Annotated in this window: 15 protein-coding genes; all 15 read left to right on the forward strand. The window is 61.2% G+C overall.

Annotated elements, in window-relative coordinates; all coding sequences use genetic code 11:
- Positions 1 to 26 precede the first annotated feature (26 nt).
- The 15 genes from PF1751_RS00720 to PF1751_RS00790 all read left to right on the forward strand — a co-directional run bounded on the left by PF1751_RS00720 (position 27) and on the right by PF1751_RS00790 (position 25,530).
- Positions 27 to 1,631 carry a glycosyltransferase family 39 protein gene (locus PF1751_RS00720; RefSeq protein WP_044286430.1) on the forward strand — a complete coding sequence of 535 codons (1,605 nt, stop codon included), beginning with the start codon at positions 27 to 29 and terminating at the stop codon, positions 1,629 to 1,631.
- A 33-nt stretch (positions 1,632 to 1,664) separates the two neighbouring features.
- Positions 1,665 to 1,910, forward strand: coding sequence for a DUF2789 domain-containing protein (locus PF1751_RS00725; RefSeq protein ID WP_044286431.1), 246 nt, complete (start codon positions 1,665 to 1,667; stop codon positions 1,908 to 1,910).
- 237 nt (positions 1,911 to 2,147) lie between these two features.
- Positions 2,148 to 2,558, forward strand: coding sequence for a MarR family winged helix-turn-helix transcriptional regulator (locus PF1751_RS00730; protein WP_010214249.1), 411 nt, complete (start codon positions 2,148 to 2,150; stop codon positions 2,556 to 2,558).
- Positions 2,555 to 4,633 carry an FUSC family protein gene (locus PF1751_RS00735; protein WP_010214248.1) on the forward strand — a complete coding sequence of 693 codons (2,079 nt, stop codon included), beginning with the start codon at positions 2,555 to 2,557 and terminating at the stop codon, positions 4,631 to 4,633. Before PF1751_RS00730 ends, PF1751_RS00735 begins: the two co-directional genes overlap by 4 nt.
- Complete coding sequence (locus tag PF1751_RS00740; RefSeq protein ID WP_010214247.1) at positions 4,630 to 4,839, forward strand: DUF1656 domain-containing protein; 210 nt, start codon at positions 4,630 to 4,632, stop codon at positions 4,837 to 4,839. The genes PF1751_RS00735 and PF1751_RS00740 overlap by 4 nt, the downstream gene beginning before the upstream one ends.
- The gene (locus PF1751_RS00745) at positions 4,836 to 5,726 is read left to right on the forward strand and encodes an efflux RND transporter periplasmic adaptor subunit (protein ID WP_010214245.1); all 891 of its coding nucleotides are present in this window, start codon (positions 4,836 to 4,838) and stop codon (positions 5,724 to 5,726) included. The genes PF1751_RS00740 and PF1751_RS00745 overlap by 4 nt, the downstream gene beginning before the upstream one ends.
- On the forward strand, positions 5,723 to 7,165 hold the full coding sequence (locus tag PF1751_RS00750) for an efflux transporter outer membrane subunit (RefSeq protein WP_010214243.1): 1,443 nt from the start codon (positions 5,723 to 5,725) through the stop codon (positions 7,163 to 7,165). The genes PF1751_RS00745 and PF1751_RS00750 overlap by 4 nt, the downstream gene beginning before the upstream one ends.
- A gap of 81 nt (positions 7,166 to 7,246) precedes the next feature.
- Entirely contained in the window at positions 7,247 to 7,879 is a 633-nt protein-coding gene (locus PF1751_RS00755; protein WP_010214242.1) for a hypothetical protein, read from the forward strand.
- 147 nt (positions 7,880 to 8,026) lie between these two features.
- Positions 8,027 to 9,523 carry a YdgA family protein gene (locus tag PF1751_RS00760; protein WP_044286432.1) on the forward strand — a complete coding sequence of 499 codons (1,497 nt, stop codon included), beginning with the start codon at positions 8,027 to 8,029 and terminating at the stop codon, positions 9,521 to 9,523.
- A gap of 300 nt (positions 9,524 to 9,823) precedes the next feature.
- Complete coding sequence (gene pgaA, locus PF1751_RS00765) at positions 9,824 to 12,304, forward strand: poly-beta-1,6 N-acetyl-D-glucosamine export porin PgaA (protein WP_044286433.1); 2,481 nt, start codon at positions 9,824 to 9,826, stop codon at positions 12,302 to 12,304.
- Between the two features lie 12 nt (positions 12,305 to 12,316).
- Positions 12,317 to 14,314: a poly-beta-1,6-N-acetyl-D-glucosamine N-deacetylase PgaB gene (gene pgaB / locus PF1751_RS00770; protein WP_042571281.1), complete on the forward strand. Its 1,998-nt coding sequence runs from the start codon at positions 12,317 to 12,319 to the stop codon at positions 14,312 to 14,314.
- Positions 14,315 to 14,316: 2 nt separating this feature from the next.
- Positions 14,317 to 15,657 carry a poly-beta-1,6-N-acetyl-D-glucosamine synthase gene (gene pgaC / locus PF1751_RS00775; RefSeq protein WP_010214237.1) on the forward strand — a complete coding sequence of 447 codons (1,341 nt, stop codon included), beginning with the start codon at positions 14,317 to 14,319 and terminating at the stop codon, positions 15,655 to 15,657.
- 2 nt (positions 15,658 to 15,659) lie between these two features.
- Positions 15,660 to 16,142, forward strand: a complete 483-nt coding sequence (gene pgaD, locus PF1751_RS00780) for a poly-beta-1,6-N-acetyl-D-glucosamine biosynthesis protein PgaD (RefSeq protein WP_010214236.1) — start codon at positions 15,660 to 15,662, stop codon at positions 16,140 to 16,142.
- A 366-nt stretch (positions 16,143 to 16,508) separates the two neighbouring features.
- Positions 16,509 to 18,230: a ShlB/FhaC/HecB family hemolysin secretion/activation protein gene (locus PF1751_RS00785; protein WP_044286434.1), complete on the forward strand. Its 1,722-nt coding sequence runs from the start codon at positions 16,509 to 16,511 to the stop codon at positions 18,228 to 18,230.
- A gap of 31 nt (positions 18,231 to 18,261) precedes the next feature.
- Positions 18,262 to 25,530, forward strand: a complete 7,269-nt coding sequence (locus PF1751_RS00790; RefSeq protein WP_044286435.1) for a two-partner secretion domain-containing protein — start codon at positions 18,262 to 18,264, stop codon at positions 25,528 to 25,530.
- Positions 25,531 to 25,799: the final 269 nt, after the last annotated feature.

Genomic DNA, 25,799 nt, shown 5'->3' on the forward strand with positions numbered 1-25,799 from the left:
GCGCTTGGGCAATCAGGGGAATCGAGGTGCGTCGGTCTGTGGTAGAGCAAAACGAAAAGGTCGGGACGTTACCCGCACTTAACCGCCTCAGTTGGGAAGGTGCCGGTTGGATCAACCGTCTCTGGTGGGTGCCGATCCTGGCGCTGGCCATGGCCCTGCGCTTTCACCACCTGACGTCGGCGGCGATTTGGGGCGACGAGGGCTCAAGCCTGTTGCTCAGCGAATATGCTCTGGGCGACCTGTGGTTCCACGCCGCGCACGACGTGCACCCCCCGCTGTATTTTTTCCTGTTGCGCGGTTGGATCGAATTGTTCGGCGACAGCATCTGGTCGATTCGCGCCATGAGCGCCATTCCCGGCGTGATCGTCGTGGGCCTGGGCATCTGGCTCACGCGGCAATTGTCCACTCGTCGTGCGGCATTGCTGGCGGGGATCCTGCTGGCATTGTTGCCGACGGCGGTGCGCTACAGCCAGGAAGTGCGCATGTATTCGCTGCTGGGCGTGTGGTTGCTGGGCGCCACGCTGGCGCTGGTGTACTGGGTGCGTCACCCCGAGCGCTCGCGGTATCTCGCGGCGTACGGGGTGTTGATGAGTGCCGGCTTCTACACCCATTACTTCACCGCGCTGTGCGTGCTGGTGCATTGGGCCTACCTGGGCGTGCTGAGTGGCGCGATGCCGCGAGACCAACGGCTGATCACGCGCCCGGCCTGGTGGGTGGCCAACGCTGCGATTGTGTTGATGTACCTGCCGTGGTTGCCGAATCTGCTGGACCTGGTGCAGCACGTCGACCAGCTCAAGGTGGGCGGCGACATTGGTTGGGAAGAACCGGTCAACCTGTTCTCCTTGCCGTCGATGATCTGGCAGTTCGTGCTGCAGGATGAAGGCGTCGGCTTCTGGGCGCCGCTGTTCTGGTTGTTCCCGTTGCTGCTGGTAGCGGTCGTGGTCATCACGGCCTGGCGTGACCGCGAGCGCCATCGACCCGCCAGCCTGTTGGCGCTGCTTTTCCTGTTGCCACTGCTGCTGGTCTACGGCGTGTCGTTTATTTCCCCGGTGTTTATCGAACGTTACCTGACCGTATACGCCTTGAGCTTGCCGATCCTGCTGGCGATGGCCATCGACCGCTTGCCGTCGCGGTTTTCGCTGTTGGGGGCGGCGTTGTTCGTGCTGTTTGTCGGCGTGGAACTGGTGGGCTTGAAGAACAACTTCACCGTGGACGAACACGACCAGTTCAACGTGCCGGTGGAGTTCGTCAACCGCAATTACCAGGAAGACGACCGCATCGTCCTCAGCGACATGATGTGGTACCTCAGCTACGTGTATTACGACCAGACCGACGCCCAACTGCAGCTCTACACCCCGCCCAAACCTGATGGCACGCCCACCCGGCCGAATGCCTATGGCTTCGGCACCCTGGTGGACCAGGACGGCGGGCGTATTTACCTGGACCATCTGTCTGCACTGCCCGCCGACACCCGCCGCGTTTGGCTGATCAGCAGCAACGAAGCACCGGACGATTTCGCCCCGCTGCCTGAAGGCTGGCGCGAACTCAGTCGCCAGGATGGCGGCGGCGCGAGGGCGCGATTGTTTGTGGTGTGCAACGCACCGTCGGCGCAACCCGAGGGCTGCCGCTAGACTGGGTTAATTCATTTCTTTCAGGAGCCCGCCATGGAATCGCCTGTGCATAGTTTGCCGTCACTGTTCAAACAGCTGGGCCTGCCGGATGACCCGGTGAGCATCGAGCAATTTGTGGCGGTTCATTCGCCGCTCAAGCCGGAGTTGAAACTGGCGGATGCGTTTTTCTGGACGGACAGCCAGAAGGCGTTTTTGCGCGAGGAGATTTTGGAGGATGCAGATTGGGCTGAGGTGGTGGATGAGCTGAATTTGATGTTGCGGGGTGGGCGAGGGGCGTAAAAAATTTGGCAGAAAGGGCAAAAGCACCGCTTGGACGGATCGGTCCATGATCGACCTGTGGGGGTGTTGGAATTCTGCAGCCGTTCCTAGACCCACTTTTACTCAGCCATACCGCCTCCCACCCATCCGCTAAATTGTTTCAAAACTTGACGCATTTCGATCCATCCACCATATTGATAGTTAGCAAACTAACTGTATGCGAACTATCCAGTGCCTCATTCTCCCGAACAACTCCAGATGAACCTCAGCAGCAGCATGGTGGTGGGCGCCCGTAACTGGCGCAAAATCTGCCAGACCACGCTGGTGAGCTATGGCATCTCCGAAGCCTGCGCCGTGCCGTTGTTGATGATCGGCCGCTTGGGCGATGGTGTGCACCAGGTCAAAGTTGCCCAGGCTTCAGGGATGGAAAGCCCGTCGCTGGTGCGCTTGCTCGACCGCCTGTGCACCGATGGTTACGTGTGCCGCACCGAAGACATCCATGACCGTCGCGCCAAGGCCCTGAGCCTGACCGAGCGCGGCCGCGAACTGGTGCAAGCGGTGGAAGGGCAGTTGGTGCGCCTGCGCAAGGAAGTGCTGGCAGACATTCCCCGGAGCGACATGGAAGCCGCGCTGCGTGTGCTGCGCGCCTTCGAGGCGGCTTCGCTTTGAACGGATTTTTTACCGGTTTCCCGCCCGCCCGTGATTGGTTCTATGGGGTGCGCACCTTTGCGGCCTCGATGATTGCCTTGTACATCGCCATGCTCATGCAAATGCCGCGTCCGTACTGGGCGATGGCCACGGTGTATATCGTTTCCAGCCCGTTTGTCGGCCCCACCAGTTCCAAGGCGTTGTACCGCGCCATCGGCACCTTCATGGGCGCGGCGGCGGCGGTGATTTTTGTGCCGATGTTCGTGCAATCGCCCTACATGCTGGTGGTGGTGATTGCCTTGTGGACGGGCACGTTGTTGTTTCTGTCCATGCACCTGCGCACCGCCAACAACTACGCGCTGATGCTGGCCGGCTATACCTTGCCGCTGATCGCGCTGCCGGTGGTGGATAACCCGTTGGCAGTGTGGGACGTGGCCGAGGCGCGTACCGAGGAAATCTTCCTTGGCATCGCGGTGGCAGCCGTGGTGGGCGCGATGTTCTGGCCGCGCCGGCTGATGCCGGTGTTTGATGGCTCGGTGGCCAAGTGGTTTGCCGATGCCCAGGTCTACAGCCAGCGCTTTCTGACGCGCAACGTTGAGCCTGACGAAATCAGCACGCTGCGCGGTGGCATGGTCGCCACCTTCAATACCCTTGAACTGATGATCGGCCAACTGCCCCACGAAGGCGCGCGCCCCCAGACGGTACGTAATACCAAGGAACTGCGCGGGCGTATGATTCACCTGTTGCCGGTGGTGGATGCGCTCGATGATGCGTTGTATGCCATCGAGCATCGCGCGCCGGAATTCCTCGATAAGATCACGCCGCTGCTGCAGGCGACCCGCCAATGGTTGGAAGGCACCCAAGACGCTGCGCCGATGGAAAGCTGGCGCGCCTTGCGCGATCAGGTCGATGCCTTGCAACCTCAAGGTGAAGCGCTGGACGATCGTCACACATTGCTGTTCTCCAACGCGCTGTACCGCCTGGGCGAATGGATCGACCTGTGGCAAGACTGCCGCAGCCTGCAAGCCGCCATCCAGTGTGAAAGCCAGGACACCTGGCGCGCCGTGTACCGCCATTGGCGCCTGGGCCGGCTCACGCCGTTCCTCGACCGTGGCCTGATGTTCTACTCGGCGTTTTCCACCGTCACCGCGATCATCGTTGCCTCGGTGCTGTGGATCCTGCTCGGTTGGACCGACGGCGGCAGCGCGGTGATCCTGGCCGCCGTCGCCTGCAGCTTTTTTGCCTCGATGGACGACCCGGCGCCACAGATCTACCGGTTCTTTTTCTGGACCGCCATGTCGGTGCTGTTCGCCAGTCTTTACCTGTTTTTGGTGCTGCCCAACCTGCATGACTTTCCGATGCTGGTGCTGGCGTTCGCCGTGCCGTTTATCTGCATCGGCACGCTCACGGTGCAGCCGCGTTTTTACCTGGGCATGCTGCTGACGCTGGTCAACACCTCGTCGTTTATCAGCATCCAGGGCGCCTATGACGCCGACTTCCTCAATTTCGCCAACGTCAACCTGGCGGGGCCGGTGGGCTTGCTGTTTGCCTTTGTGTGGACACTGATCGCGCGGCCCTTCGGTGCTGAACTGGCGGCCAAGCGCCTGACCCGTTTCAGTTGGCGCGACATCGTCAGCCTCACCGAGCCCGCGACCCTGGCCGAACACCGGCACATGGCCGCGCAGATGCTCGACCGCCTGATGCAGCACCTGCCGCGCCTGGCCCTGATCAACCAAGACACCGGCACCGCCCTGCGCGATTTGCGCGTGGCGCTGAATCTGCTCGATCTGCTGGCCTACTCGCCGCGCATCCTCGGTGTGCCACGGGTGTTGCTCAACCAAGTCGTCGAAGGCGTAGGCGGTTACTTCAAGGCGTGCCTCAAGGCCGGTGAACGCTTGCCTGCGCCGAGCGGTCTGCTGATGACCCTGGACCGCACTCGCCGCGCCCTCAACGGCCAGGGCCTGCAAGACGAAGACGACACTCGCCTGCACCTTTTGCACGCGCTGGCTGGCTTGCGCCTGTCACTGCTACCGGGCGTGGAATTTATTGGCGGCACCGAGATGGAAGCGCCGCTGCCTGATGGAGCGCCTTTATGATCGGTGATCTGGATATCAGCGGGGTGTTCCTGCCCACGCTGCTGGTGCTGATGGGCATTACGTACGTGTTGTTCCTGGTGGTGCACGGGTTGTTGACCCGGCTCCACTTCTATCGCCTGGTCTGGCACCGGGCATTGTTCAATGTGGGGCTCTACGCGCTGTTGCTGGGCGCGGTGGACTCACTCAGTCGATACCTGATGACATGAAAAAACCTTTTTTGACCATCGGCCGTGTCGTCCTGACCCTGTTGATCGTGACGTTTGCGGTCGTCGTGGTGTGGCGCATGGTCATGTACTACATGTTTGCCCCCTGGACCCGTGACGGCCACATCCGTGCCGACATCGTGCAGATCGCCCCGGACGTGTCCGGGCTGATCCAGCGCGTGGACGTGCGCGATAACCAGTTGGTGACCAAGGGCCAGGTGCTCTTCGCCGTCGACCAGGACCGCTTCAAACTGGCGTTGCGCCAAGCCCAGGCCGCCGTGGCCGACCGCCAGGAAACCCTGGCCCAGGCCCAGCGCGAGTACAAGCGTAACCGCGGCCTTGGCAACCTGGTGCCCAGCGAACAACTGGAAGAAAGTCAGTCCCGCGTGGCCCGTGCCCAGTCGGCCCTGGCCGAGGCTCAGGTGACGGTGGATTCTGCCCAGCTCAACCTCGATCGCTCGGTAATCCGCAGCCCCGTGGACGGTTACGTCAACGACCGTGCGCCGCGTACCCAGGAGTTTGTCACCGCCGGGCGCCCGGTGTTGTCGGTGGTGGACAGCAACTCTTTCCATATCGATGGTTATTTCGAAGAGACCAAACTCGACGGCATCCACGTCGGCATGGGTGTGGACATCCGTGTGATTGGTGACAACGCCCGTCTGCACGGCCATGTGCAGAGCATCGTCGCCGGTATCGAAGACCGCGACCGCAGCAGCGGCTCCAACCTGTTGCCCAACGTCAACCCGGCATTCAGCTGGGTGCGCCTGGCCCAGCGGATTCCGGTGCGCATCGCTTTTGATGATGTGCCGGCCGACTTCCGCATGATCGCCGGCCGTACAGCCACCGTCTCGATCATCGGCGATAAGGTTAAAGACGGAGACAAACCATGAAGCAGCTGTTGGCCACCGCTGCGTTGGGGTTGTTGCTGTCGGCCTGCCAAGTGGTGGGGCCGGATTACTCGCTGCCAGATAAAGCCGCCATCAACCGTGGCGACCTGCAAGGGCACATTGCGGGCGAGGGCAATAACGTAGTGTCGGCGCCGGTGCCGGCCGATTGGTGGAAGTTGTACAAAGACCCGCGCCTGGATGAGCTGGTGCGCCAGGCCATGGCCTCGAACACTGACTTGCGCGTGGCCGCCGCGAACTTGCAGCGTGCGCGCTATCAGACCCAGCAAGCTGAATCCGCAGGCGGCTGGAGCCTCGGCGCGAAGGCGGAGGCCCAGCGCCTGCAAGAGTCCGGCGAAGCGTTTTTGCTGGCCGACAAAGTCCCGGTGGGCAACATCGGCAGTGTGGGGATCACCACCTCGTATCAATTCGATCTGTTCGGCACCTTGCAGCGCGGCATCGAGAGCGCCCAGGCCAGCGCCGATGCGGCCCAGGCCGCTGCCGATATCGCCCGCATCACGCTGGTGGCCGATGTCGTGCGCTCCTACACCCAAGTGTGTGCGGCAAACGAAGAACTGGCGATTGCCAACGAGTCCCTCGACTTGCAAGCCCAGAGCACCCAACTGACCCAACGCCTGCGTGACGCCGGGCGTGGTGATGAAACCCAGGTGACCCGTTCGCAAACCCAATACAAATCCTTGCGCGCCGACATGCCGCGCTACGAAGCGCTGCGCCAAGCTGGTTTGTTCCGCTTGTCGATGCTGCTGGCCAAGCCGGTTGACCAACTGCCGGCGGGCACCGGCACCTGCGCTGAATTACCCCATATCGCCCAACTGTTGCCGGTCGGCGATGGTGCGACACTGCTCAAACGCCGTCCCGATGTGCGCCAGGCCGAACGTCAACTGGCCGCAGCCACCGCACGTATCGGTGTGGCCACTGGCGCGCTTTACCCGGATATCAGCATCGGCGCCACCGTGGGCACCGTTGGCCTGCTCGACAACCTTGGTCAGCCTGCAACCAACCGTTGGGGCTTTGGCCCGATGATCAGTTGGACTGTACCGACCAACGGCGCCCGCGCGCGCGTCCACGAGGCCGAAGCCGCAACCCAGGGCGCCCTGGCGCACTTTGACGGGGTGGTGCTCAATGCCATCCGCGAAACCCAGACCGGCCTTGCGCAATACACCGCGCAACTGCAACGCCGCGATGCCTTGGCCGAAGCCGGCGAGTCGGCCAAGGAAGCAGCAGGGCAGACTCACCGTTTCTTCCAGGCGGGACGCGCCTCATTCCTGGCCGACCTGCAAGCCACCCGCACGTACACCGATGTGCGCGCGCAACTGGCCGCGGCCAACACTCAGGTTGCCATGAGCCAGATCGATCTGTTCCTGGCCCTGGGCGGTGGTTGGGAAAGCGGACGAACGCAAGCGTCTCAGCCCAGCAAACCCTGAGCGAATGACTATGCTTTGACAGGTGGAGAGCCGTGACGCTCTGCCTGTCACTGTTCGCGTTTGCTCATGGGGATTCCAATAATGAAAAACCCTTATGCTCCCGCTTTCTGGTGCGTGTGTTTCGCACTGGTATTGTTGTCGGCTACCTACTTCTACGGCGTCATGCTGGCTCACCAACTCGACAAGGCGATGGTGTTTCTCGACAGCGCCTGCCTGGTGATCGGCACCCTGTCCATCGGCGTAGTGGCTTGGGCCTCTTACCAGAATCAACGGGTGAAGAAAAAACTCCTCGAACAAGGCAAGACCCGCGTGGCGATCTGGGACACCAAGGTCGCGCTGCGTCGGGTCGAGACCGTGTTCGACCGCTATTTCTGGGGCAGCTATTGGCAGCCGGGGCGGACCTTCCAGGAGGTCATGGGTGACCTCACTGGCACACCCCTGGAAAAAAGCCTCGAAGTCCTGAAGAAACAGTGCGTGGCCCTCGACCGGCAAGTGGCCGACGGAAGGCACTGGCTGAACAACGCGCGGGAATTGTCCGACGTGGCCACGCAAATGGCCCGCGAACGCTACCAACTGGACTTCTGCGACCCCAAGGCCGACACCCCCGGCAATGCCGTGATACACCGCGAGTTTGAGGTGCTGGTGTACACCTGGACGGCGCGCCTGAAGAGTTTCGACCACCAGTTGGATGAAATAGAGCTGGAGTATTCCTGAACCAGTCCTGAACTGAGGCCTCTGAAAAGCTGGGCCGTTCGCGGCCGCCAGTGCTAATCTTCCCCCGTTTTCGGCGGGCTTGAGCCAATCCCCCTTGGGGTTCAAGGAAGACAGCCCACTTCTCACAGGATTTGATCAGGTCACTTCATGAATAAGCCAGCCGTAGTTCTCTTGGGTTTCGTTGTCGCCGTGGGCGTCGTCAGTGCAGGCGGTGCCTGGTACACCGGCAAGCAGTTGGAGCCGGTGCTGCAAACGGCCGTGCAGGATGCCAACAAGGAACTGCAACGTTCCATGGCCGGCGTCGACGGCACCGTTAACCTGGAACTGGTGTCCCTGGAACGTGGCCTGTTCAGCAGCACCGCGCACTATCGCCTCAAGGGGCAAGGCTCGTTCTTCGGCGAGCAGAACCCGAACCCTGAGCTGCTGTTTGTCGACCATATCGAACACGGCCCGCTGCCGTTCTCGCGCCTGGTGTCGTTGAAGTGGCTGCCGGTCATGGCCACCAGTCACTATGCGCTGGAAAAAAACCCCACCACCGAAAAATGGTTCGCCGCCGCCAAAGACGTGCCGCCGCTCAAAGGCGTGGCCAATATCGGCTACAGCCGTTCGGTCACCGGCAACCTCGAATTGCTGCCGCTGGAATTCAAGGACGAGACATCCTCGGTGAGCTTCTCCGGTGTGAACCTGGATTTCGACAGCACCGCGGAGGGCAAGAAGGTCAAGGTTGAAGGCTATATGAACAGCCTCAAGCTGGACGTAGTCGACGCCAATGGCGCGCCGTTCAACGTCGAACTCGCCGGTCTGACCGTGGCCAGCAACCTGGAGAAATCCACCTTCGGCTTCTACACCGGGCAGAACACCGTAGAGCTGAGCGACACCAAGCTCACCTTCGGCCCGCAGAAAGCCGTGATGACCCTCAAGGGCTTCGAGCAGAAAGACACCAGCGAAATCAAGGACAACAACATGTCCGGCCGCGTCGACTACAAGATCGACGAGATTGGCTACCAGGGCAAGCCGGTCGGCTCTGCTGCCATGGCCCTGAGCTTGAAGAACATCGATGTGCCGTCCGGTCTGGTGCTGACCAAGCTGTATCAGGACAAGATGCAGCCGGTACAAGCCGCTGCCGCTGCCGGCCAACCAGTGCCTGAGCTGCAACTGACCGAAGCCGAGCAAACCCTTGCTGAAGCCAACGTCAACCAATTGCTGGCTGCCAAGCCGCACCTGGCGCTGGAAAACCTGTCCCTGAAAACCACCCACGGCGAAAGCAAGTTCAATCTGGTAGTGGACCTGGCCAAGCCGACCTCCATGGAGCTGCCTCCGGTTGAATTGGGCAAGCAAATGGTCTCGCTGCTGGACGCCAACCTGACCCTGTCCAAGCCGATGATTGCCGACGTTGCCGCCCTGCAGGCGCAGGTCGGTGGTGTGACCGACCCTAAAGCCATCGAGCAGCAATCCCAGATGGCGAGCGAAATGGTCAGTGGCATGGCCGTAGGCACGCAGCTGGCAACCCTGGTCGGCAGCGACGTAGTGTCCAAGCTGCATTACGCCAACAATGAAGTGACCTTCAACGGCCAGGAGATGACCGTCGAGCAATTCATTGGCTTCGTGATGTCCAAAATGGGGGCGGTGGGCGGCGCGCAGTAAATATTTCGCCATCGCCCAGAAATAAATAATGGGGGAGCGGGGTTGCCCGCGATAGGGGTCAAACGGTCGGCGCGTGTGTTGGCCGGTACCCCCTTATCGCCGGCAAGCCCGCTCCCCCATTGGTATTTCAGATTTGATGGGCAATTCTGAACAATTGTTATTGATTGCCCTTTTTCATCGGCGCGTCGGGGATAGTTCATACAGGAAAGCTAGGTCGGGTCACGAGACGCCGACACCCTGATGCAGATTGCTCAGGACCACCTATCGTTACAGCTTTCCGTGTGTAAGGAAGCTCACGATATGCTGCGACACATTCCACTCAGTGCCTCAGGCCGGTTACGGCTGCTCATCGGGGTAACCTTGTGCAGCCAGTTGCTGATGCCCACCTTCGCCATGGCCGACCCGGCCTATGACGCCCTGATCATCCAGGCGCGCAACGGCAACTTCACACCCGCCCTGACTCAACTTCGCCAAATGCCCGCCGAGCGCCAGACGCCGGGGCAGATCAGCGATCACCTGGTGATCGCCGGTTGGGCCGGCCAGGATGCCGAAGTGCTGAAGGTGTACGAGGCACAGGGTCAGAATCGCAACTTGACCGCCCAGGCGCTGGCGACGGTCGCGCGCACCTATCGCAACCAGAAGCAGTGGGCGCAGGCCGAGGCGGTCTATCGCAAAGCGCTGCTGCGTGAGCCGAACAATGTTGACCTGCAACTGGGCCTGGCACTGACCCAGGCTGACGGCGGCAAAACCAACGAAGCGGTGCAACGCGCTCGTGCGCTGGTGGCCGGCAAACCGGATGACCCCAATCGACGCATGGCCCTGGGTTATGCGCTGACCCGTGCGGGTTTGCAGTACGACGCACTGCACGAATTCGACCAGGCGTTTATCCGCGCCGGCGACAAACCGGAAGTGGCCCGCGAATACATCGTTGCCTTGCAAAAGGCGCGTCTGCCCGAGCCTGCACTGCGCCTGTCCGCCCAGCGTCCCGGTCTTGTCGACCCCGTGACCCAGCGTCGTCTCGAAGGCGACCTGGCCGCCGAGCGCGTGCGCATGGCCGAGTTCGCCACGCGTACCGAGAAAGAGCGTTATGTCATCGCTGATCGCGCCTTGCAGGGCTACGATCAACTCCTCGCCCGCTGGACCCCGGACCCCACGGCCAAAGACGATGTGGTGCGTTGGCGCATCGACCGCCTGGGTGCGCTCAAGGCGCGGGCGCGTACCGCCGAGGTGATCCGCGAGTACGAAACCCTCCAAGCCGAAGGTGTGCAGTTGCCCACCTATGCGGTGCGTTGGGTAGCCGCGTCCTACCTCGACCAGCGCCTGCCGGAAAAGGCTGCGCCCTTGTATCGCCAAGCGCTGAGCGCCCCCGATGCGGATGTGGGCGATCGTGTTGAAGACAGCACCGCCTTGTTCTACGCCTTGCTCGAAAACGATCAGGTGGACGAAGCGCGGGCGGTCGCCAAGAACTTGGCCGACAGCCAGAAACCGCGTGTTGAACTGAAGGGGCTACCGATCGGCAACCCAAACGACGAGTGGATGGACGCCCAACAATTGGCCGCCCAGGCCGGCACCTATGGTTCCGACCTGCCGTCCAGCGAAAAAGCCCTGGAAGAACTGGTCGGCAAGGCGCCTGGCAGCATCGGCCTGCGCCTGGCGCAAGCCGAGATGTACCGAGCCCGCGACTGGCCACGGCGCGCCGAGCGCTCACTCAAGGAAACCGAAACGCAAAGCCCGCGTGACATCGGCCTGGAGATGTCCCAAGGCTTCACGGCCCTGGACCTGCAGGAATGGCGTCAACTCGACATCCTCACCGACGACGTAGTCGCCCGTAACCCAGACAACCGCCAGGTGCAGCGTCTCAAACGCCTGCGTGATGTGCATGATATGGCCGAGCTGCGCGTCGAGGCCTACACCGGTAAAAGCTTTGGCGGTGGTAACAACGGCGATGCCGGTGCCGTCTCGGGTAGCCGGGATTGGGGCATTGAAAGCCGCCTCTACACGCCGCCGATCGACGAAGACTGGCGTCTGTTCGCCGGTGCCGGTTATGCCACGGCCGACTTTGAAGAAGGCACCGGCCATCACCGTTGGCAAGTGGTCGGCGTGGAGCGGCGTACCCGTGACATGACCATTGAAGCCGAGGTCTCCAACCATTCCTACGGAGATGGCTCAAAACAAGGTGCCGCCGTGTCGATTGCCCGCGACATCAACGACAACTGGCAGTACGGCGGTAGCCTCGGCTACCTCCTGTCCACCACGCCATTGCGCGCGTTGAATGACGGGATCACCGCCAACGGCGGCAGCGGTTTCATCCGCTGGCGCGCCAATGAAAGCCGCGAGTGGAAACTGACCCTCAGCCCCTCCCATTTCAGCGACGGCAACGACCGATTCGAAGCCTTGCTCAGCGGTCGCGAAGGCCTCTACAGCTCGCCGAAAGTGCAAGTGGACCTGGGCCTGGAAGTCGGCGCCAGCCGTAACAGCAAGGAAGATACGGTCTACTTCAACCCGAAGTCGGACTTCACCGTGTTGCCTGTCCTCAACATCAACCATGTGCTCTATCACCGCTACGAGACCCAGTGGAGTCAGCAGTTCCAGGTCGGTGCGGGTACGTATAGCCAGCAGGATTATTCCACCGGTGGCATTGGTCTGGTCGGCTACGGCCAACGCTATCGCTGGAACGATGTCCTGGAAGCCGGCGCCAACCTGAGCCTGATCAGCCGACCTTACGACGGCGATCGCGAACGCGATCTGCGTCTGCTCGTCGACCTCACTTACCGTTTCTAGAAGAGCCTGACCATGACCGTCCTCAGCCGTTGCTTGTTGATCCTGGGCGTAATGCTGGCCAGTGCCTGTGCCCAGCAACCCGCGCCCTTCACTCCACCCGCCGAGCGGCCGACCCCGGCCAACGAAGCGCCGTGGCCGAAAAACCATTTCCTTGGCATTGCCTATCACGACGTCGAGGATCGCGACCCCGATCAGGCGGTGGTGGCGGTGCGTACCGAGCGTTTGATCGAGCAGTTGGCCTGGCTGCGCGAGAACGGCTACAAGGCGGTCAGCGTTGACCAGATCCTGGCGGCTCGCAACGGTGGGCCTGAGTTGCCGCCCAAAGCGATCATGCTCAGCTTCGATGATGGCTATTCCAGCTTCTACACGCGGGTGATGCCGATCCTGCGTGCCTATCACTGGCCGGCCTTGCTGGCGCCGGTGGGCTATTGGATCGATACGCCCATGAACCAGCCGGTGGACTTTGCCGGCCAGCCACGGCCGCGCGGCGAATTCCTGACCTGGCAGCAGATCCGCGAAGTGTCCCAGTCGGGCCTGGTGGAAATCGCCGCGCACACCGATAACAGCCACAAAGGCATCCTGGCCAACCCCCAGGGCAACCTGGAGCCGGCGGCGACCTCGCTGCGTTTTGATCCGGCCACCGGACGCTATGAAACCCAGGCGCAGTTCGAGGCGCGCATGCGTGCTGACGTTGCAGCGATTTCCAACAAGATCCAAACGGTCACCGGCAAGAAACCACGCGTGTGGGTATGGCCTTACGGTGCAGCCAAAGGCACCTCGCTGGCGATCATTGGCGAGCAGGGCTACCAGATGGCCCTGACCCTGGAAGATGGCCTCGACAGTTCCAGTGACCTGATGAACAGCCCACGCTTCCTGGTGGCCTCCGATCCGGACGGCGAGCATTTCGCCAACAGCATGGTCGCGGTGCAAGCCAAGGCGCCGATGCGCGTACTGCACGTGGACCTGGATAACGTCTACGACCCCGACCCGGCCCAACAGGCCCGCAACCTCGACCAACTCGTGCAGCGGGTGGTGGACATGGGCGCAGGCACGGTATTCCTGCAAGCCTTCGCCGACCCCAAGGGTGACGGCCTGGTGCATGAACTGTACTTCCCCAACCGTCACTTGCCGGTGCGCGCCGACCTGTTCAACCGCGTCTCCTGGCAACTGCACACCCGTGCCCATGCCAGCGTGTATGCGTGGATGCCGGTACTCAGTTTCGCCCTCGACCCCAAGCTGCCGCGCGTCACACGGTGGGACCCGGAAACCGGCAAGGTCGGCCTCGACCCTGACCAGTACAAACGCCTGTCGCCGTTTGACCCGCAAGTGCGCAAGATCATCGGTGAGATCTACGAGGACCTGGCGCGCAACAATGCCATCGACGGCGTGCTGTACCACGACGATGCGGTGTTCAACGATTTTGAAGATGCTAGCCCCGCCGCGCTCAAGGCTTACGCCGCCGCCGGCCTGCCGGCTACGATCGAGGCCCTGCGTGCCGACCCCGCCGTGATGCAGCGCTGGACCCGTTTCAAGAGCCGCTACCTGATCGACTTCACCAAAGAGTTGACCGCCAAGGTCCGCGCCATCGGTGGGCCGCAGGTGCAGACGGCGCGCAATATCTTCGCCGAGCCCATGCTCAACCCAGGCAGCGAAGCCTGGTTCGCGCAGAATCTCGACGATTTCCTCCAGACCTACGACTGGACCGCGCCCATGGCCATGCCGTTGATGGAAGGCCAGGAGTACAGCAACTCCAATGCCTGGCTGGAGAAGCTGGTCGCCACGGTCAAGGCGCGTCCCGGCGCCATGGAGCGCACGGTATTCGAACTGCAAGCCAAAGACTGGCGCACCCAGGCCGCGCCGGATATCGACAGCGCGCAGATGGCTGAATGGATGGGTGTGCTCAAGCGCCAGGGTGTCACGAGTTTTGGCTACTACCCGGACAACTTCCTGGAAAACTCCCCGGACCTGAAAACGGTGCGTCCGGCCCTTTCCAACCAATGGAACCCTTGACCATGTTCGACAGACTCCTGGCTTTATTCGTACTGGCATTGGTATTGGGTGTGCCCCTGGGCCTGATCTTCCTGGTCACCGGGCAGTTCCTGATGGACTTTGTGTTTTTCTACCCGCTGTTCATGTCGGCGCTGTGGATCGCAGGCGGCCTGTATTTCTGGCTGCACTGGGAACGCCACTGGCCGTGGGAAGAGGACACTCCGGCGCCCACCTTGGCCGGCAACCCGCTGATCTCGATCATCATCCCTTGCTACAACGAAGGGGATAACGCCGCCGATACCATGCAGGCGGCGCTGGGTCAGTTGTATCCGAACATTGAGGTGATCGCGGTAAACGACGGCTCCACAGACAACACCGCCGCAGTGCTCGATGCGTTAGCACTGGAGCACCCGCGTCTGCGCGTGCTGCACCTGGCGCAGAACCAGGGCAAGGCGGTGGCCTTGCGCATGGGCGCCGTGGCAGCGCGCAGTGAGTACCTGGTGTGCATCGACGGCGACGCGTTGCTGGATAAAAACGCGGCGGCCTACATGGTTGCGCCGATGCTGGATAACCCGCGCCTGGGGGCGGTGACCGGCAACCCGCGCATCCGCACGCGTTCGACCCTGATCGGCCGCGTGCAGGTCGGCGAGTTCTCTTCGATCATCGGCTTGATCAAGCGCACGCAACGGGTATTTGGCCGGATCTTCACGGTGTCGGGGGTGGTGGTCGCGTTCCGTAAAAAGGCGCTGGACCGTATCGACTACTGGAGCACCGACATGATCACCGAGGACATCGATGTCAGTTGGAAGCTGCAACTCGATCACTGGAGCATCTTCTACGAGCCCCGTGCCCTGTGCTGGATCTTGATGCCCGAGACGGTCGGTGGCCTGTGGAAGCAGCGCCTGCGCTGGGCTCAGGGTGGCGCTGAGGTGCTGTTCAAGAATATCCGGGGCATCTGGCAATGGCGTCATCGCTACCTGTGGCCGCTGTTGTTCGAATACTGCCTGTCCACCGGTTGGGCGTTTACCTTCCTGCTGTCGGTGATTTTCTACGTGCTTGGCAAGTTCATGGTGTTGCCACCGGCGATCACGGTGGACTCCCTGGTTCCGCCCGCGTTTACCGGCCTGGTGTTGGCCATGGTGTGTCTGGTGCAGTTTGCAGTGAGCATCATGATCGACCGCCGCTACGAGAAGGACCTGTGGAAGACCCTGTTCTGGACCGTGTGGTACCCGATGGTGTTCTGGCTGGTCAGCCTGTTCACCACCCTGGTCAGTTTTCCCAAGGTGCTGTTCAACCAGCACCGGAAGCGGGCGCGCTGGGTCAGCCCGGATCGCGGCATCAAACCTACTGAAGAGGAGGCGTGATCATGAAACTGGTCAGAACCCGCCAACGTATGGTGATGTGGATCATTGACGTGCTGCTTACCCTGATGGCCTGGGCCGGCTTGATCTGGCTGCTGGCACGTGGGATCAACTCGATGCTGGAGACCCACGGTGGGCCTCGGATTGAGGCGCCGATCTTTGCAGCGCTCAACACCCTGCAGATCTACCTGTGGATCGCCCTGTTCAACGCCCTGATCCTGATCAGCTGGGCGCGCTACCAGCAGCGCCGGGGCCGCAAGTTCGCCCAGCGTCGCGCCGAGGCCAAGGCCTTGAGCGACCAGAACCTGAGCGAGAGCTTCAGCCTGGGCGAAGGGGATCTGGAGCAGCTGCGTCGGCCTGGGGTGCTGGTGATCCATAACGACGAGGAGGGTGGCGTGGCGGAAGTCAAATCCCATGTCTCCCGCGATGTGGAGAAGCCAGGGCTGACGCTGGTGCCCGGCAAGGATCAGAACAAAGACGCGAGCTAAGGAAGCGCTTTGCAAGATCGTTCCCATGCAACGTGGGGACGATCGGGCTTAATCCCGACAAATGGGATCCAATTCACAAAAAAGCCGCGAACTTTTCTGCTATTTCCGATACTAAGTTATCTCGGTAAGAAATTGATGGCCAATTAATGGCTATCTGTAAGTTCTCCGATGAATCGCCATCAAGGGTGCTGCCGCTGGTCGGAATAAAAATTCCATGAGCAGAAGGCTTCTACCTATGATGATTTTTAGTTGTTATAAATCAATGCGTTGCGTGAAAAATTAGTACTAAGTTCCAACTAGCTCGGCTTTTTGAGTTGTAGGAAGTTAGGTGTTAGTTTGCGCCACTTGATTTTCGATGGATCGAATATGTCTTTGTTATTGCCACGGACTCGGTTATTGCTGTGCACTTTCATGCTCGCTTATTTGGGCCTGAACAGTGCCACCGCCGCCCCTACGCCCGGGGATCAGGACCTGATCCGCGATCGGCAGAACCGCCTGCTTGAAGAGCAGCGCCGGCGCCTCGAAGAACTCAAGGACCTGCCCGGTAAAGAAGCCAGGCCCACGGCCCCGGCGACGCCTGCCGACACACGTTGCTTCCCGATCAAAGACATCGAACTCAAGGGCGCTGACAGTCTGTCTGCCGACGACCGCGCTGGCTTGCTCAAACCCTACACAGGCCAGTGCCTGGGCGTTTCACAGCTCAATGAACTGCTCAAGGTCATCACGGACTTCTACCTCTCCAAAGGCCGCGTCACCAGCCGTGCCTATCTGCCGCAGCAAGACCTTTCCAGCGGCCACCTGCAAGTGTTGGTGGTGGAAGGCAAGCTCGAAGCCTTGAAAAGCGCCCCAGGCAGTACCGTCACCGACCGTGAGTTGTCGATGGCCTTTCCCGGCAAGGTGGGCGAGGCACTCAACCTGCGTGAAGTCGAGCAACTGGTGGACCAGCTCAACCGTTTGCCCTCCAAGCAGGCGCAGATGGAACTGACCCCCGGTACGCAGATCGGCGGCAGTGAAGTGGTGGTCAAGAACACCCCGCAAAAACCCTGGCGCGCCAGCCTGTCGCGCAATAACGATGGGCAGAAAAGTACCGGCGAACAGCAGTGGGGGGCAGGCCTTGAGTGGGACAGCCCCCTGGGCCTGGCCGATCACCTGGTACTGCGCGGCGGCCACGACGCCGTGAGTGACCACCAGAAAACGTCGAAAAACAGCATGCTCTACTACAACGTGCCGTGGGGCTGGTGGAACTTCAGCTACACCTACAGCGAAAGCGACTACCGCACCTATGGCATGCTCAACGACTTCAAATTCAAACAGAACGGCGACAACCAGAACCACCAACTGCGCGCTGAGCGGGTGGTCCACCGTGACGACGTGAGCAAGACATCGGTGAACGTGGGCCTTGCGCACCTGCGCACTAATAACTACATCCTCGACACCCGTACAAGCACAAGCAGCAACCGCCTCAGCGAACTGCAACTGGGCATCAACCACGGGCGCCGTATCGGCAACGCATTCGTCAACGTCGACCTGGGCATGCAGAACGGCATCGGCATGTTCGACGCACAATCTCAAGAGGAGCGCGACCCGTTCGGTAATCGCCAACCCAATTCACGCTACCGCAAATACACCGCCACCGTCAGCTACCTGCAGCCGTTCGCCCTGTGGGGCGAGTCGTTCAGTTTCTCCAGCCTCGCCACCGGCCAACGCAGTGAAGACATTCTGTTCAGCCCGCAGCGCATGAGCCTGGGTGGTTCTGCCTCGGTGCGTGGTTTCAAGGATCAGCAGTTGATCGGCGATAGCGGCGGCTACTGGCGCAACGAAGTGCGCTGGGCCCGTGCGGTGACCGTCGACTGGCTGCGCCCGGCTTTTGCTGAATACGGCGCCAGCGTCGGCTATGACCAAGGCGTGATCAGCAATGATCGCTATAACGACCGTGTGCACGGCCGGGTTTCGAGCAACTCCCTGGAGCTGTTCGCCCGCGGCAAGAACCTGAGCACCAGTGTGACCTTTGCGCATTCTTTGGAACGCCCGGCAGTGATGAGCGAGCGCGAAGCGCCGATCTACTTCCGTATGGATTTCTTCCTGTAATTAAACGCCCCGCAGCAACGAGAATCTGAAAATGGATGTTCGCCAATTTGCCTTTCTGGCCCGCCAACCTTCCGCGGCATTGATGCCGCGTAACTCGTTCCTCGGCCTGCCCAAGCGCGGGCTGGTGCTGATACTGGCCAACGCGTTGTTCTGGCAGCCGCTGCTGGCCCGGGCCGACGGCATCGTGGTCAGTGCGCCGGGGACCACCGTTGGCGCGGCGGGTAATGGCGTGCCCGTGGTGAACATCGCGACGCCTAACGGCAGTGGCCTGTCCCACAACCAGTTCAAGGACTACAACGTGGGTCCCAACGGTGTGATCCTCAACAATGCCAACGGTGCGGTGACCAACACCCAGTTGGGCGGCTATATCGTCGGCAACCCCAACCTCAAGGGCGGCGCAGCCAGCGTCATCCTCAACGAAGTCAACGGCGGCAGCCCCAGCCAGCTGCGCGGCTACACCGAAGTGGCGGGGCAATCGGCCAAGGTCATCGTGGCCAACCCCTACGGCGTCACTTGCAGCGGCTGTGGTTTCATCAACACGCCAAACGTCACCCTGACCACCGGTAAACCGGTGCTCGACGCGAACGGCCAGTTGCAGCGCTACCAGGTCGATGGCGGCGCCGTGACCATCGATGGCCAGGGCTTGAACGCGAGCAACGTCGACCGCTTCGAAATCATCACCCGCTCGGCCAAGATCAACGCGCAGATCAACGCGCGCGAACTGACGGTGATCGCCGGTCGCAATGACGTGGACGCGCGAACGCTGAACGCCACCCCACGCGCCGATGACGGCAGCACCAAGCCTGAGCTGGCCATTGATTCGTCGGCCTTGGGCGGTATGTATGCCGGCGCGATCAAGCTGGTGGGTACCGAAGCCGGTGTGGGCGTGAAACTCGACGGCACGCTCGCGGCCAGCGGCGGCGATATCCAGATCGATGCCAATGGACGCCTGAGCATGGCGCAAACGCAGGCCACCGGTAACGTCAAGGTCACGGCGCAGAACGTCGACCTTACCGACAAGGTCTACGCCGCCGGCAACGTACAAGTGACCAGCGCCCAGGCACTGGTCAACCAGAAGAGTGTGGCCGCCGGCCAACGCATCGAAATCAAGGCGACCACGGTCACCAACCCAGGCATCATCGAAGCGGGTGTCGCGCCCGATAACAGTCGAAACACCACCGGCGACCTGGTCGTCGATGCGCAAACCGTCAACACCACCGGCAACTTGCTGGCCAGTCGAGCCCTGGCGATCACCGCCGCGCAAGCGCTGACCAACCAGGGCGCAATCATCCAGGCCAAGAGCGTCAGCGTCAGCAGCGCCAAACTGACCAACCAGGGCGCCACTGCACGTCTTTTCGGCGAGCAGGCCCTGACCGTCGACGCACCGGCCATTGTCAACCTCGGCGGTTTGATCCGCTTTGGTGACGGCCAGGCCGCCACGCTGACCAGTGCCTCCCTGGACAACCGCCAAGGCCGCATCGAAATGGCCGGCGGCAGCCTGGTGCTCGACAGCCGCGAGCTGAACAACAACGGCGGGCAGGTCGTCGCCAACCAACTGACGGTCAACGCGGGCAACCTGAACAACCAGAACGGCGTGCTGCTGGCTGGCGTGACGACAGTCAACGCCACCAACCTCGATAACAGCCTTAAAGGCTTGATCCAGGCCGACAATGGCGCGTTGAATCTCACCGTCGCCAACGCCTTCAACAACAACCAGGGTTTCGCCCAGGCCAGCACCGACCTCAGCCTCAACGCCGGCACCCTTAGCAGCAACGCCAATGGTGTGCTGAGCGCCAACACCGGCAAGCTCACTCTCGTGACTGCCCAACAGCTCAACAACGCTCAAGGCCGCTTGCAGGCCGGGCAGGGCAATGTCGAGCTGCACGCTGCAAACCTGGATAACCAGAGCGGCGTGATCGTCGGCAAGCAGCTGCTGCTCGACGTCAACGCAGGGGACATCGACAACCGCGCCGGCCGTGTGCTCGGCGACAAGCTCGACGTACGCGCCTCCGGCCTCGATAACCGCAACGCCGGCCTGCTGGCCGGTGGTGCCGAAGGCGTCAGCCTGCTGCTCAAAGGCCCGGGCCAGTTGCTCAATGCCCAAGGCCGCATCCAGAGCGAAGGCCTCTTGCAACTGCAAGGCGAGCGCCTGGACAACAGTGCCGGCATCCTGCTCGGCCAAACGGTCGACGTGACCGCCCAGCGCTTCACCAACAGCAACAAGGGCGCGCTGGTCAGCGATGGCGGCGACATCACCTTCAACGTCAGTGACCTGCTGACCAACGTCGATGGCGTGATCGACGCCGGCGAGCGCAACCTGCTGGTCAAGGCCCTCACCACCCTCAACAACGACGGCGGCACCCTGCGCGGCAAGCGTCTGGACATCGCCGCCCAGTATTTGAACAACGACAACGGCCAACTGCTGGCCGGCAACCTGGGCCTGGGCTACAGCGGCCAGAGTGTGACCAACCGCAAAGGCCTGATCCTCAGCGGCGGGGCGCACACCGAACTGGACACCGCAAGCCTGGATAACCAGGGCGGCACCGTGCAAGGCGATACCTTGACCGTCACCGCCGACAAGGCCGACAACGGCAGCGGTGGCCTGATGGCGAGCTTGCTGGGCGACCTGCAACTGACGGTCGAAGCCCTGACCAACCGTGGCGGCAAACTGTTCGGTAAAGAACAGGTCACCGTCAGCGGCGCGACCCTCGACAACAGCGCCAGCGGCCAGATCAGCGGCAATGTGCTCAACCTGACCTCACGCGCTACCCTCACCAACCAGGGGGGCCTGATCGAAGCCAACCAAGGCCTGACCCTCGTCGGCGGCAACCTCGACAACAGTGCCGGCGGCCAAGTGCGTGCATTGGGCGGCGCCAACAGCAGCCTCGACTTCAGCGACCAGCTAAACAACCAGAACGGTACGCTGGAGTTCGCCAGCCAGGCCTTGCGCCTCGACACCGCGAACCTCAACAACCAGGGCGGTATGTTGCAGCACGCCGGCAGTGGCCTGTTCCATATCAACACTGCCGGCCTTACTGGCAGCCAAGGCAATATCCAGGGCATGGGCACCGCTGACTGGGCATTCGGTAAAGTCGTCAGCCTCGGCCGTGTACAACTCAACGAAGTCCTTACCTACAAAAGCGCCCAGGGCCTGACCCTCAAGGCCGGCGACCGCATGGCCAGTGGCAAGGGGTTGATCCTCGACGTAGCCAGCCTCGACAACGGCGGCGAATTGCTCAGCGATGGTGATTTGAGCATCACCACCACCGGCGACATCACCAACAGTGGTCGTGTGTCGGCCTTGCAAAAACTCAGCGTGACGGCGAATAACCTCAGCCAGAACGGCGGACGCCTGGCGGGCAGCCACACTCAACTGAACCTGGGCGGTACGCTGGATAACCTTGGTTTTCTTACCGCACGTCAGCAACTGGACATTGCGGCGACCCAGATCAATAACCGAGGAACCCTGGGCGCCCAGGGTGCCGTGAACCTGCTGGCGTCGAACGGTTTCACCAATGCTGCCGATTCGCTGCTGTTCAGTGGCGGCAATATGATTTTGCGTGGCAACAACTTCAGCAATACCTACGGTGACGTGTACAGCCAGGGCAACCTCAGCTTTGCCGCCATTGATGGCGGGCCTGCCGCCGGTTTCAGCAACCTTTCCGGCACCGTCGAAAGCACCGGCAATATCAGCATCAATGCGGCGTTTGTGGAAAACGCCAAGGCCGAATTCGAACTCGGGCAAACCCTGCAGGGTGGGCGTGTGGAGTGGTTATGTGGCCAGCATTGCGACGGGCATGATTCGTTCAAGCGTGGCCAAATCAACATCTACCAGACCTACCTCGAATCAGCGGTCAAGGACTCGGCACCCGCTCGTCTTGTGGCAGGCAAGGATCTGCTGATCCAGGCGAATATGGTGCAGAACCGCTACAGCCTGATGGCCGCCAATGGCAACCTGGGCATCGTCGCCAATGACCTGCTCAACCAGGGCGCGGGTACGCGCACCGGTCAAAACACCATCGTCATCGGTACGCCGTACAGGATCGACCTTGGCTATTGGGACCAGATGGAGTACGTCGATATCCCGGCGTTCAACGCCGCGGTCGCGGCCGGTAACTTTGACCTGGCGCGTTTCGAAGCACTCAAGGCGCGTTCTTCGGATGCCCGTTTCGCTGAGGTCAGTAACGTCACCACCTGGACCGACAACACCGGCCCAGGCTATGGCGCCACCCTGCAAGCCGGCGGCACCGTCAACCTCAACGTCGCCCGCACCCTGCAAAACGGCACGTTGCACGAAAACACCCTGGCGCAATTGACCGGCACCTTGGGCGATGACCAGACCGGCATCCCTGTCGGTGGCATCAACATCAACCTGAGCAAGCACGCCAACGACGTCAGCGCCCAGTCGCCCGGCACCGTGCTGCCAGTGGCCGGTGTCGCACCCGGCGGCGGATTCGTGCCTGTGGATTACACGGGCACGCCGTTCGCGCCGGTCGACCCCACCACCGCGCCCAACTTCCAGTTGCCCAAGGGCGAATACGGTCTGTTCGTTAAAAACGTCGACCCTACCAGCCATTACTTGATCGAAACCAACCCCGAGTTCACCTCGTTAGAGGGCTTCTTCAGCTCCGACTACATGCTCGGCAAACTCGGCTACAGCGCCGACAACGCCTGGCGTCGCCTCGGTGACGGCCAGTACGAAACCCGCCTGATCCGCGACGCGGTGCTCGCCCAGACCGGCCAACGCTTCCTCGCTGGCGGCCTGTACAGCGACGCCGACCAATTCCGCTACCTGATGGACAACGCCCTCGCGAGCAAAGACGCCCTGCGTCTGAGTGTCGGTGTCACGCTGACCAGCCAGCAGGTCGGCGCCCTGACCCACGACATTGTGTGGATGGAAAACCGCGTAGTCGACGGCCAGACAGTCCTCGTCCCGGTGCTGTACCTGGCCCAGGCCGAATCGCGCAACGTACGCGGCAACAGCCTGATTCAGGGGCGCGACCTGAACTTGGTCACCGGCGGCGACCTGGTCAACGTCGGCACCCTGCGCGCCAGCAACAATCTCTCTGCCGCCAGCACGGGCGGTAGCATTTACACCGGCGGCCTGATCGAAGCCGGCAACAACCTGAGCCTGCTGGCCGACGACAGCATCCGCAACGCCATGGCCGGCGAAATTCGCGGCAAGCAAGTCAGCCTCGCCACGCTCAAAGGCGACATCACCAACGACACCACCGCCATCCAGGTGCGTGACGGCGCCGGCATGCGCACCCTCAGGGACAGCAGCGCCGGCACCATCGTCGCCCGCGAAAACCTGGCCATGGACGCCCACCGCGACCTCACCAACCGCGGCGCCCTGGTCGCCGGTAACGACGCCAGCCTCGTCGCCGGCCGCGACCTCAACCTTGTTGCCGCCAGCGATACCAGCGTCAAGCATGAATTCAGCGACGGCGGCCACAAATCCAGCATCACCACCGACGTCAAAAACCTTGCCGCCACCGTCACGGCGGGGGGCAACCTGAACATGAAGGCTGGGCAGGACGTCAATATCATCGGCAGCAACGCTACCGCTGGCAAAGACATGAACGTGCAGGCTGTACGCGATTTCAACGTTGTCTCCGTTGGTGATACGCACAACGTGGAGGGCCGGGAAAAGGATGGCAAGAAACGCATCAAGACCTCGGACGAGCAAACCACGCAAGTCGCGAGTGTGTTGACAGCTGGCAGGGACTTTACCAGCCAGGCCGGGCGTGACACGACGCTCGTCGCCAGCAAGATCAGTGCGGGGAATGAGGCGTACCTGTACAGCGATCGGCGCTTGGGCCTGCTGGCGGGGCAAAACAGCGCCTACACACTCTATGACATGAAGAAAAATAGTGGCTGGGGGAGTAAACAAACCCGTCGCGATGAAGTGACCCGCGTGACGCACGTCGGCAGTGAAATCAATGCAGGTGGCGATATCGGCTTGATCAGTGGCAGTGACCAACTCTACCAGCGCGCCAAATTGACGAGTGGCAAAGACGTCAACATCCTCAGTGGTGGATCGGTGACGTTCGAGGCGGTCAAAGACCTGCATCAAGAAAGCCATACCAAGAGCAAAAGCGATTTGGCCTGGACGAGCTCATCAGGGCGCGGCAACACCGATGAAACCCTTCGCCAGACTCAAATCGTTGCACAGGGCAAGTTCGCGATCCAGGCCGTCGATGGCTTGAAGGTTGATATCAACCATATCGACCAGAAAACGGTTGCCCAGACCATTGATGTGATGGTCAAGGCGGACCCGCAGTTGGCGTGGTTGAAGGATGCCGAGAAACGCGGCGATGTCGACTGGCGCCAGGTTCAAGAGGTGCATGACTCCTTTAAGTACAGCCATTCGAGTCTGGGCCAGGGCGCGATGCTGGCCATCATTATTGTCGTGACGGCGCTGACCGCGGGAGCTGCAAGCGGCCCACTGGGTGCTGCGGCCGGAGCCAGTGCCGGGTCGGGTACGGCAATGGCGGCGGCGGGCAGTTCTGCGATGGTGACGGCGGGCACAGCGTCAGGTGTGGCGGCGGCAGGCTGGGGCAACGTGATGATTACAACGGCACTCTCTTCAATGGCAGGCACGGCGGCTGCAAGCACGATCAATAACAAGGGTAATCTTGGAAAGGTGTTTGACGATGTGACCAGCGCAGATGCGCTGAAAGGCTACGCCACGGGCGCGGCGATTGCCGGTTTTGGTGCGGCCTTCACCAACGGTTGGGGGCGTGAATTAACATCGGACGGTAACTACAAGACGGTGAGTTATGCCGAGCGGGTCAAGGCTTATACCGCGAATACCGCACTGAAAGGCGTGTTGAGTGGCAAAGATAAAAAGTCTTGGCTGACCATCGCGGGCACGGGGGCGCTGACCGAAGTGTATGAATACTCTGCTGGCCGTGGGCCGGATGTAAGACCAGGCGTGGACAGAGACGGAGGGGCAAAATATGACCCGCTCAGCGGCGGCTATGTCCCACAAGTTGATGAGGGTGGCGTGATAAGAGAGGGGAAAAATATTGGTCTTAACCGTACAACAGACTGTGGTAGCTTTTATTCTGTTTGTCACGGTACTCCAGTCAGCAATATATTAAATCAAGTTCCAGGGTTTAATGGGTTTGCTACATTGCACGATGGCTGGATGATTAATTTGGAAGCCTACAAAAAAGCGGATATGTCGCTTTTTGAAAATTTGGGCAGCATGCCGCCTGCTCTGATTGTGAATTATGGAGCCCTGTACGATAAGTACCGCCCAGCCATTGAATCGGAGAAAAAGCGTGAAAATTAATAAATGGCTTTTAATCGTATTATTGTCGGCCTTGGCGGGGTGCGCACCTTCCCATTCCAATTGGGAAAATGGAATGAATCTCTGGGTAGGTACTCATTTTGATTCCCATCTTTACAAGGACTGCACGCGAGGCTGTGGCGACTCATATTGGTCGCCTGTAAATGAGAACAAGACGTTTGATAAGGTTGTTGATGAAAGCGGAGGCAAACGCTATTACATAACTTGGATTAGAGATTGTCGATATTCGGTTTTTGTCGCTGCGGATCGGA

The organism is Pseudomonas simiae (assembly GCF_000934565.1).
In the GTDB taxonomy this organism is placed as follows: domain Bacteria; phylum Pseudomonadota; class Gammaproteobacteria; order Pseudomonadales; family Pseudomonadaceae; genus Aquipseudomonas; species Aquipseudomonas simiae.

Bases quoted from the DNA above. Each gene is read 5' to 3' on its own strand.
- PF1751_RS00725 (WP_044286431.1), top strand. From the start codon at position 1,665: ATGGAATCGCCTGTGCATAGTTTGCCGTCACTGTTCAAACAGCTGGGC.
- PF1751_RS00730 (WP_010214249.1), top strand. From the start codon at position 2,148: ATGAACCTCAGCAGCAGCATGGTGGTGGGCGCCCGTAACTGGCGCAAA.
- PF1751_RS00740 (WP_010214247.1), top strand. From the start codon at position 4,630: ATGATCGGTGATCTGGATATCAGCGGGGTGTTCCTGCCCACGCTGCTG.
- PF1751_RS00745 (WP_010214245.1), top strand. From the start codon at position 4,836: ATGAAAAAACCTTTTTTGACCATCGGCCGTGTCGTCCTGACCCTGTTG.
- PF1751_RS00750 (WP_010214243.1), top strand. From the start codon at position 5,723: ATGAAGCAGCTGTTGGCCACCGCTGCGTTGGGGTTGTTGCTGTCGGCC.
- PF1751_RS00755 (WP_010214242.1), top strand. From the start codon at position 7,247: ATGAAAAACCCTTATGCTCCCGCTTTCTGGTGCGTGTGTTTCGCACTG.
- PF1751_RS00760 (WP_044286432.1), top strand. From the start codon at position 8,027: ATGAATAAGCCAGCCGTAGTTCTCTTGGGTTTCGTTGTCGCCGTGGGC.
- pgaA (WP_044286433.1), top strand. From the start codon at position 9,824: ATGCTGCGACACATTCCACTCAGTGCCTCAGGCCGGTTACGGCTGCTC.
- pgaB (WP_042571281.1), top strand. From the start codon at position 12,317: ATGACCGTCCTCAGCCGTTGCTTGTTGATCCTGGGCGTAATGCTGGCC.
- pgaC (WP_010214237.1), top strand. From the start codon at position 14,317: ATGTTCGACAGACTCCTGGCTTTATTCGTACTGGCATTGGTATTGGGT.
- pgaD (WP_010214236.1), top strand. From the start codon at position 15,660: ATGAAACTGGTCAGAACCCGCCAACGTATGGTGATGTGGATCATTGAC.
- PF1751_RS00785 (WP_044286434.1), top strand. From the start codon at position 16,509: ATGTCTTTGTTATTGCCACGGACTCGGTTATTGCTGTGCACTTTCATG.
- PF1751_RS00790 (WP_044286435.1), top strand. From the start codon at position 18,262: ATGGATGTTCGCCAATTTGCCTTTCTGGCCCGCCAACCTTCCGCGGCA.